Source organism: Syntrophomonas sp. UBA5494 (assembly GCF_002426325.1).
The window spans coordinates 1-9,394 of sequence record NZ_DIPG01000084.1; the positions used below are offsets into that span (position 1 = coordinate 1).

At 53.2% G+C, this 9,394-nt stretch carries 11 protein-coding genes; 3 read left to right on the forward strand and 8 right to left on the reverse strand.

The window, feature by feature from the left end:
- Both B3W37_RS09155 and B3W37_RS09160 read right to left on the reverse strand, forming a co-directional pair.
- A partial coding sequence (locus B3W37_RS09155; RefSeq protein ID WP_483175491.1) for a HAMP domain-containing protein occupies nt 1–925 on the reverse strand: 925 nt, incomplete at its 3' end.
- A complete protein-coding gene (locus B3W37_RS09160) occupies nt 922–1,593 on the reverse strand; it encodes a response regulator transcription factor (RefSeq protein WP_483171605.1) in 672 nt (223 codons plus the stop codon). The genes B3W37_RS09160 and B3W37_RS09155, both read right to left, overlap by 4 nt.
- 265 nt (nt 1,594–1,858) lie before the next feature.
- On the opposite strand from B3W37_RS09160, the gene B3W37_RS09165 reads away from it, so the two are divergent.
- Nucleotides 1,859–2,656 (forward strand): hypothetical protein, encoded by a 798-nt coding sequence (locus tag B3W37_RS09165; protein ID WP_483175492.1) that lies wholly within the window; start codon nt 1,859–1,861, stop codon nt 2,654–2,656.
- 108 nt (nt 2,657–2,764) lie between these two features.
- Here B3W37_RS09165 and B3W37_RS09170 read toward each other — a convergent pair whose 3' ends face one another.
- From B3W37_RS09170 to B3W37_RS09195, 6 genes are all read right to left on the reverse strand, one after another.
- On the reverse strand, nt 2,765–2,944 hold the full coding sequence (locus B3W37_RS09170; RefSeq protein ID WP_483171607.1) for a MarR family transcriptional regulator: 180 nt from the start codon (nt 2,942–2,944) through the stop codon (nt 2,765–2,767).
- Between the two features lie 318 nt (nt 2,945–3,262).
- Nucleotides 3,263–3,826 (reverse strand): hypothetical protein, encoded by a 564-nt coding sequence (locus tag B3W37_RS09175; RefSeq protein ID WP_483175493.1) that lies wholly within the window; start codon nt 3,824–3,826, stop codon nt 3,263–3,265.
- On the reverse strand, nt 3,823–4,215 hold the full coding sequence (locus B3W37_RS09180; RefSeq protein ID WP_483175495.1) for a hypothetical protein: 393 nt from the start codon (nt 4,213–4,215) through the stop codon (nt 3,823–3,825). Before B3W37_RS09180 ends, B3W37_RS09175 begins: the two co-directional genes overlap by 4 nt.
- Before the next feature lie 162 nt (nt 4,216–4,377).
- Nucleotides 4,378–5,595: a carboxylate--amine ligase gene (locus B3W37_RS09185; protein ID WP_483175496.1), complete on the reverse strand. Its 1,218-nt coding sequence runs from the start codon at nt 5,593–5,595 to the stop codon at nt 4,378–4,380.
- Nucleotides 5,596–5,796: 201 nt separating this feature from the next.
- Nucleotides 5,797–6,120, reverse strand: a complete 324-nt coding sequence (locus B3W37_RS09190) for a hypothetical protein (protein WP_481039953.1) — start codon at nt 6,118–6,120, stop codon at nt 5,797–5,799.
- Nucleotides 6,121–6,193: 73 nt separating this feature from the next.
- Nucleotides 6,194–7,621 (reverse strand): WD40 repeat domain-containing protein, encoded by a 1,428-nt coding sequence (locus tag B3W37_RS09195; RefSeq protein ID WP_483171610.1) that lies wholly within the window; start codon nt 7,619–7,621, stop codon nt 6,194–6,196.
- A gap of 199 nt (nt 7,622–7,820) precedes the next feature.
- Here B3W37_RS09195 and rbr point away from each other — a divergent pair, with 199 nt between their 5' ends.
- Nucleotides 7,821–8,360: a rubrerythrin gene (gene rbr, locus B3W37_RS09200; protein WP_481039956.1), complete on the forward strand. Its 540-nt coding sequence runs from the start codon at nt 7,821–7,823 to the stop codon at nt 8,358–8,360.
- A 165-nt stretch (nt 8,361–8,525) separates the two neighbouring features.
- Nucleotides 8,526–9,394 (forward strand): MBL fold metallo-hydrolase (locus tag B3W37_RS09205; RefSeq protein WP_483175497.1); only part of this gene is annotated, 869 nt, incomplete at its 3' end.

The window sequence follows — 9,394 nt, forward strand, 5'->3', positions numbered from 1 at the left end:
CGGCCTCATCCATGATCACCTCACAGTAGAAATTCTTGCTGTTTTCATCTTCGGCCACATTCAGCTTTAGCCCCTCGGCATAGCCCTGTATCAAGGAGATCGGGGTTTTCAGCTCATGGGAGACATTGGAGATGAATTCTTTGCGCATCTCGTCTATCTGGCGCTCCCGCTCCACCTCTTCCTGCAGGCGGGCGTTGGCGCCCTGCAGTTCTGATATGGAACGGTTGAGCTGCTCGGACAGGGAATTGAGGCTGTGCCCCAGTTCCCCCAGTTCATCCTGGCTCTTGACCTCCACCTTTCGGCTGAAGTCGAGGCGGGTCATGTCCTGGGCGATGCGGTTCATTTCCAGAATAGGCTGGGTAAAGCGCCGGGCAAACAGGAATGCCGCCAGGCTGCCCAGCAATAGTGTGACCGCCCCGGTGTACAGGAAAAAACGGTTGGCCACCGCGGCATTGGCCTGAATAGCCGCCAGAGGGGTGCTCAAGACCAGAATGTCCCGGTTGTTGAGGAGATAGACCAGATTCAGAAAATCATCATTGAGGCGGAGGTCGCGGGTGATCAGGTTGAAGCTGCCGTACTCGGTCAGCTCATCGTAGCGCTCCGCTATGGTAGCCAGGCTGAGTTCGTTGCGCTGCGTGGGATTGCGCCTGGACAGGGAGAGGTATTTGACCTGCAGGCGGCTGTCCAGGATGATGACATTGACACTGGCGGTGTTTTCAGCCCCTTCCAGGGCCAGCAGGATATCTTCGGGAAGGCCTTTATATTGCTTATCGATAAGCCCGGCGGTGGAATCCAGCAAACTCAGCTTCTGATTCAAATAGTACTTTTCCAGATAATTGTTGTTTAAAAATATGGAGAACAGCACAAAGAACAGGATCACCAATCCCAGTCCGATAAATAGTTTGGATTGGATGGAATTTTTCATGGTTTAACCTCGAAGCGGTAGCCCAGGCCGCGCACGGTCTGAATGCAGTCCCCTTTGTCGCCCAGTTTCAAACGCAGTTTCTTGATGTGGGTGTCAACGGTGCGCACATCGCCGAAGAAATTGTAATCCCAGACCGCATTGAGGATTTGATCGCGGCTCAGAGCTATGCCCTGGTTGCAGGCCAAATAAAACAGGAGTTCATATTCTTTGGGGCTGAGATGGATACGCTCCCCCTCAACCTTTACCAAACGGGCGCCCTCGTCGATCTCCAGGCCGTTCAGGGCAAGGGCTTTTTGGGACTGCCGCCCGCTGCGCCGCAGCAGGGCCTGCACGCGGGCCACCAGAACCTGCGGGCTGAAAGGCTTGGTGATATATTCGTCAGCCCCCAGCTCAAATCCGAACAATTCGTCCGATTCCTGGCTGCGGGCGGTGAGCATGATCACCGGCAAATGGGATGCTTTGCGAATTTCGCGGCATACTGTCCAGCCGTCGCATTCCGGCATCATCACGTCCAGTATAGCCAGGGCCAGATCGCAGTGGGTTTCGACAATTTCCAGAGCCTCCCGGCCGTCGCCCGCTTCCAGGGGAGCAAAGCCTTCCTTGCGCAGAAAATCGGCCACCAAGCGGCGGATACGGGTTTCATCGTCAGCGATAAGGATTTTTTTCATGAAAATTATCCCTTCAATGCTATTGGCAAATGATTAAGACCATCCATCATTATTATTGTAGTATCGGGTTGTGAACATTCGGTGAACAGCCCTCTTCCCTATTTTATAGCCTATTCAGGCTTAAATTTCAAAAACTTCTGCCGCTAAATAGTGTTAGGCCTGCCAAATAATTTTCACCTGTTGTTCACCTTTTGTTCACCTGAGCCGGATATACTACAAGTGATCATTTTGAAAATGATCAATTTTTAAGGAAAGGATGGATGGAATGGAAGAAAAGAAACGCTTTAACCGATGGCTGGCAGCTGCACTGGTCGGCATTTTCCTGATGGCCTCGGGCGGATTGGCTCTGGCAGCCGGCAGCGATGCTGCGGATACCCAATCCGAACCGTTTGCGGCCTGCCGAGGCGGGAAAATGACAGGGAAGGCGGATCCGGCTGCGCGGAGTGCGGCTTTACAAACCGTCCTGGACAAACTGGTGGCCGACAATGTCCTCACCCGGGAACAGGCCGATGGCTTAGCCGCCTATCTGAAAACCCAGGCTGAACAGCGCCAGGCCCAGAGAGAGCAGATGAAAAACCTGACTCCGGAACAAAGACAGGCCCTGCGCAACGAGCAGCCCGCAAGACAGGGTTTCCTGGATAAAGCGGTTGCCGATAAGGTAATCACTCAGGAACAGGCTCAGGCCATTGGAGATGCATTGCGGGCCCAAAAGCAGCAAAGCCGGGAAGCCGCCCTGCAGACTCGGTTGGCGGAACTTGTCAAACAAGGCGCCATAACCCAGGCTCAGGCTGATGCCGCCCTGGCAGCCTTGCAGGCTAATTGGCAGCAGCGCCAGGCTGAATTTGAGAAAATCAAAAACATGAGCAAAGAGGAACGCTTAGCTTATATGAAGGCTAACTTAGCGCAAAAACAGAACCCTCTGCAGGAGCTGATCAACAACGGCACCTTGACCCAGGAGCAAGCTGATCAGATCTGCCCGGCTCATGATTCTCAGGGCAAAGGCCTGGGACGCGGAGGCAAAGGCTGCCCCATGAACCCTACCCAGACTAGCGACGGCGTTTAGTTATACTGACCCGTTGCCTCAAAAATCTAGTTTCCCTGCCACAAACTGCGCCGGCTTCAGCCGGCGCAGTTTTTTGATGGTATCGGGAAACGTCCTCCCGTACGCCATTTAGGCTTTGGGCTGATAGAAGCAGCGCTTGGGGGATTCCAATTTGCCGGTGTCTTTCAGTTTTTTGATGAGCTTATCCACTTCTTTTTTGTCCAGCCCGGTGACGTCGACTACGGCTTTGGAATTCAGCGGCTCCCCCGCCTTTTCAAAAGCCTGCCAGACCTTTTCCAGATTGTCCATTAAAATTCTCCTTTCTGTCGCGAAAATGTTTTTTGCCTATCAGTCTTGGTTTAGAATGATCGGCCAGCTATTGGCTTGACGGACTTGTCAGAGCGGTTGCTCCGGGTCATCCTGGCCGGGCGTTGGCCTCAGCTAATCACATTATGGAATAATCAGGCCGCGATTGCCAGCATTCGCGCATGGTTTTTCCTCACTTATATGATGCAGACTCGTCCCCGTTTTTATCCGCAGTTTGCAGCCAGATCCTAATTGGCTTTAACGCCTGCTGGTTGCGCGGCACATTGGCAGCCGCTTGACGAGGCATAGGCTCTCATCGCATTAAAACCTGGATTTCAGGCGATGCAGGGCTTTGCCCGCCAGGCGCCACCCATATACCATTCCCGGCCGGGGATCCTGCCAATCCCATACCGCCCAGGTACGTTTAGGTACCAGGTACGTTTTCAGAACCCTTAAGAGATGTTCGCCCCGGGGGCGGTTCTCCACCACATTCATCCACTCCCACAGGGCCTCGATATAGTAACCGGAATCTTCCTGCTGCACTTTCCTGAGCCCTTTAAGCCGGTCGTGCTGCCCGGTGATGTGATAATAGTGGATCAAGGGCACCAAAACCCCGGCCTGCAGTGACATTGAGCCGCTGCGCGGATAGCGGAAATTGGTCTCCACATATTTATATTGATCATCGCGACGGTCGTATTTCACTTCTATGGCAGCCGGTCCGATGATTTCCAGTGCCTGGCAGATCTTTTCTCCCAGCTCAAATACCCTCTGGTTAAAGGGGGCTTCCATAATGGTGGCGGTGCCGCCCCGAAACGGATACTGGCTTATCTTGGTGCGGGTATAAGCGGCTACCACTTGATGATTTTCGTCGCAGTAAGCATTCATCCCCCAGTTTTCCCGGGGGCCTCCCGGTATATATTAGTTTCCGGGTTGAAAGGCAGATGGTAGTATTGGCTGAGCTCTTGCCAGGCCCGGGCGCAGAGCAGGCAGTAGCGCTCGTCGGTCAGGTATAAGACCGCTTTTTGGGGGAGCTGGCGCCCGATAGCGCATAACAGTGGGACAAATTGCTCCCAGTCCCGGCGGTAATCGAAAATCAGGGCCTGAGTGACATGGCGTGAATAAGCCCCGGGATTGGCCTCATAATCCAGAAGCAGGACGGGCACATCGCCCCGCGCCAGGTTTCGGATGATTCCCAGGCCGGTAACATGGGATCCTACCACAACGGCAATACGTTCACGGTTTTGCTTGAGAACCGGGTGTAGTGCAATCTGCAAACTAAGCCCTCCTTGAGGTATTGAGGTTCTGTCGCCCGACTTCGGGCAGCGGCCATACAAAAGCTATAGCGGGTCTTGCCTCCCGGCGCCCTTGTCGGTGGATGGGGCCGCTGATAATAAACCCGGCCATACGTTTTAACGCCCGGTGGGCGCTTCCTTTAATCAACCCTGCCCGGTATTTTTTCTCCAGCCCTTTTTCAAAAGATATTGCAGATAATACAGCGAAGGCCCCAGATCTTCCCAATCATGAATAGCCCACATGCGCCGCGGTTTAAAAATACAGCTGAACAGCTGTTTGCTGCGCTGCATGCGCCCGGGCAGCTGCACCACATTGGCCATTTCCTGTCCGGCCAGAACCATGAAGGCCTCTCCGGATTGCTGCATACCCGCCCATTTGCGGAGTTTATCCTCATCGCCCACAGCCGCATAATAATGGGCCAAGACCAGGTCGACACCGGCCAGCCTTCCCAGACCATTGTACTGTATGTGCCGGGGGTTGGTCTCTATATATTGAAAACACCCCCGCTGCCGGTTCCATTTGAACTCCACCTCGGCCGGCCCTTGGATTTGCAGGGCCCGCAAGGCGGCTTTCCCCGCTTCGGCCACTTCGGGGTTATGAACGCTGCGCATAATGGTGAAGCTGCCGTGCCGGTAGGGGCGCTGGCTGAGCTTCTGAGCGGTCCAGCCTGCCACAACCTCCCCGGGCTGATGGCAGTAGGCATTGTAGGCCCATAATGCCTGGGGCTCGCCCGGTATTACCTCACATACCAGCAGAGGCAGGTTTTTCTCTATCAAAGGGGCCAACTCCAGAAGTTTGTGCTGGTTTTCCACCTCGTACAAACGCTTTCCCGCTGAAAAGGACAGAGAGCAGGATTGATCGCCCGGCTTGATAATCAGGGGATAAGGCAGCTCATTGCGCTGCTTAAGCAGATTCTCCACATCAAGACCTGTGGTGACGATGAAAGTGAGCGGGCAGGAAATGAGGTTTTCCCGGCAGATCCTGTATTGATAGGCTTTGTCTATAGCGGCTTCCCCCATCCGGGTATTGAAAGGAAGATAAAAATGCTCGGCCAGCATTTCCGCTGCCGCGGCGCATACCCGGAAATACCTGTCATCGGTGATATACAAGACGGCTTTATGGCCGAGTCCGCTTCCCAATCGGCACAGGCTTTCCAGGAATTCCCGGGGATGGTTGTCCTCCAAAACTATATGCCGGGTGCTGAACCGGGAGTACTGCCCCATCATGGCCTGACGATCAATAGCTATCAGCGGGATGCCCTCCCGGCCCAAGCTCCTGATGATGCCCAGGCCATTGATGTGAGCCCCCAGTACCACCGCCGCACTTCCCGGATAATCGCTAAGGCCCCGCAAAATTTTCATATCTTTCCCCATCATGCTCGAATTCACCTGCTGCTTAAAAGCGGTTATTCAACATCCTGCCAAAAAACCCGAAAGGAGTAATCCTCGACATAGCCGCCCGCATCAAGAGACCCCGGCCGCCGTTTGCCCCAAACAAAAGGAGCGGAGTCATTAACACCGCAAAGTGCTACGACCCGCCCCGGTCAAGTACCCTTCTTAAGGCTAAGGCATCATCCAGCTGTACTTATAGTTAATGGGTTTGCCGTATTTCCATTCTCCCTGGTAGATCATGTAGCCATCATCGGTATAAGCCTTGCCCATGCCATGTCGCACCCCATTGACCCATTCTCCGTCATAGCGCAGATTTCCATCGGGATAATACTCTTTGCCATAGCCGTGGCGCAGGCCGTCTTTCCACTCACCTACATACTTGCCGCCGTTGCGATAATAAGCAGTCCCTTGACCGCTTGGCTTGCCATCCTTGATCTCGCCTTCATAATTGGCACTCATTTCCGGTTTTAAAACGATCCGTGTATTTTCGACCATCGATTATCCCTCCTCTCCTTAAATAATATTATATCCCATGGCGGGTTATTATCACTACGAATATTTCGGTATTTTAATAAACCAGCACCTCTTCCTGAACCAGGCGGAACTCCCCGCTGGGCATCAAGGTCAGATACTGGATGCGGTCGTTGGATAGAAATACAATCCCCCGCTCCTGTGTGGTATACAGGAGGTTATAGTCCTGGCCTTCATCTGCGTCGAAAACCACGAACTGTTGATCTCCGTTTTGGGCTGTGTACACCAGGTGCTGGGAATCGGGGCTAAAGGCCAGGCTGTCGCCGACCACGGCATCGTAATAATTGCCTTCCTCACCATCCCTGACCACGAATGCCTTGCCTTCATTCTGCACCGCATAGGCCCAGTGCTGTCCATCCGGGCTGAATACCACCCCTCCTTCCAGGAAGGTATCATAAAACTTGCCCTGTATCCCGTCTACAACTGCACACCAGCGCTGCTTTTCACGCACTATATAAGCCATATGACGCCCCTCCGGGCTGAATACCAGGGTGGCCTTGCCAATGCCGTCAAAACGCGGCCCTTCTTCGCCGTTGCTTACCACCAGGACTTTCTGTGCCTGCATGGCCGCATATGCCAGTATACTGCCATCAGCGCTGTAGATCAGGCTATCCCCTCCCACGGCGTCATACTGCTTTCCTTCAATGCCATCGGCAACGACCAATTGTTTACTGTTTTTAGAAGTGGTATATTTGCCTTCAACCGTTGCGGGCTGGTTGCCGATCAAGACCGCGTAGGCCAGATGCCGGCTGTCGGAACTGAAGATCAGGGAGCCTCCTCCCACGGCGCTATAGGGTTCTCCTTCCCGGCCATCGCAAACCACTATCCAGCGGTAGTCCTTTTTGGCCGCATAAGCCAGCCGGCTGCTGTCAGGACTGAAGCTCAGGGTTCCCACAGAAATGCCTTGATAAGCCTGGTGTTCCTTGCCATCCTCAACTACCAGCCACGAACCATTTTTGCAGGCTGCATAGGCGTGGTGCTTTCCATCCGGTGAAAACTGCAGGCTGGCAGCGAGAATGCCCTGATATTTTCTGCGGCTGCGGCCATCTATTATAACCATCTGTTGGCCCTCGTTCTGAGCGGAATAAGCCAGCCGCCTGCTGTCGGGGGTAAATACCAGGCTGTCGGATAATATGCCCTCATAGCCTTTTTTGGCTTTGCCGTCGATGACCGCCATCTGCTGCCCGTTTTTGCTGCCCACGTAAGCCAGGCGCTTGCTGTCCGGACTGAATACCAGGCTGCCCTTGATAATCTCGTCAAATTCCAGCTGAGGGTTTCCGTCCAAAACCACCATTTGCGAACGCTGCAGCTGGGCGATATAGGCGACATGGCACAAGTCCGGGCTTATCACTATAAAATCCTGGATGCTTTCGGCCCCCACGGCTGACAAGGGGTACTCCAGGCTGCACACTCGGGTTTCTTCGATACTTCTGACCACACAGGTTCTTTTTTGCAGATGAATCATTCCTTTCAAGGCCGTTTAAGCGGGATCAGGCTGTGGAAGGCCAATATTTAGGTAAGTCTTTCGCTGTTCGATGGCTTTATTCCTACTTATGTTCCATTTAGCGCGGAATTGGAATAATTACGGTTTATATCAGACCGTAAAATCTGTTATTCTATGTATAGTCTCAATGATGCAAATAAATGTGAGGGAGGGCTTGTTTATGGAATTGAAAGGTTCAAAAACCGAACAGAACCTGTGGACTGCTTTTGCCGGCGAATCTCAGGCACGCAACAAATACGACTATTATGCCAGTCAGGCTAAGAAAGACGGTTATGAACAGATTGCCGAGTACTTCACCGAATCCGCGCTCAATGAAAAGGAGCATGCCAAACGGTTCTTCAAGATACTGATGGGCGGCTCTATCCCCAAGACACCGGAAAACCTGGTGGATGCGGCCGAAGGAGAGCACTATGAACACAGTCAGATGTATCCCGAATTCGAGCGCATCGCCCGTGAAGAGGGATTTGATGAGATAGCTGATATATTCAAAGCCATCGCTTCTGTGGAAGTGTACCACGAGAGGCGCTATTTGAAGCTGTATCAGAACGTAAAGCAGAGCACGGTGTTTAAGCGGCCCTCTGCCATCAAGTGGAAATGCCGCAACTGCGGTTATGTTTATGAAGGCCCCGAGGCGCCCCAGGTGTGCCCGGCCTGCGATCATCCCCAGGCTCATTACGAACAGTGGTGTGAAAATTATTAAAAGCGTACTGTGGAGGCTGTCCTCTTGAGGATGGCCTCTTTTCTTTTGGTCCTATTTTCACAAGGCCGGAATATAGGTCTGGCCGGGTCGTCATTCCTTCCCTGCAACCGCTTCGGGCCCACTTGTGGTAGAATAATAGTCAGTTTTTACTGGCGGTGATCAATCATGTTGCAGAAGATTACCAAAGACATCTGGATGGTGTCCCCTCCGGTCAAGCCCCGCTATCCTTACGGCAATTGTCTTTACATCAATGGGGATGCTCCGATATTGGTAGACACCGGTGCCGGCAGTATAGCGCTGGCCGATATAAAGCCCCGGGAAGTGAGCCGCGTCTTGATCACCCACAGCCATATCGACCATACGCACAGCACCATATTATTTCCCCGGGCAGATATCATGATAGGCTCGCAGGAAGAACCTTTCTACCATGATTACCAGGCCTTTATGGAGCATAACCGCTTCCGCCTTTGGAGCGATGTCTTGCGGCTGGCCAAGATCGTGGGTTTTTCCAACAGCACTCCGGCTTTTGGGGATGTTCCCATTATGGACGAATTCAGACACCAGCCGCTGTCGGACACTTTTACAGATTTAGACAGCTGGGAATCTGGGTCTTTAAAGGTGACCGCCCTGCATCTTCCCGGCCATACTGTAGGCCATCACGGTTTTTACGTTGAAAAAGAAGGGCTGTTGATGAGCGGCGACATCGATCTGGTAAATACCGGCCCCTGGCTGGGGAGCAATACCGCAGACATCGATGATCTGATTTATTCCGTGCAGAGAATAAAAGAGATCGGCCCCAGAATTATCGTGCCTTCACATCGCCGCATCCAGGACGAGAACCTCAAACGGCATCTGGATGCCTTTATCGGAGTGGTTCTGAAACGCCAGGAGCGCTTGGTGGAGATACTCAGGGTTCCGCACTCTCTGGAAGCACTGCTTCCCTATTGCCTGGTCTATCCCGAACCCCGTGCGGAATACGAGGTCGACTGGGAGCGCACTACCCTGCGCCACCACCTGGACTTCTCCATGCGGCA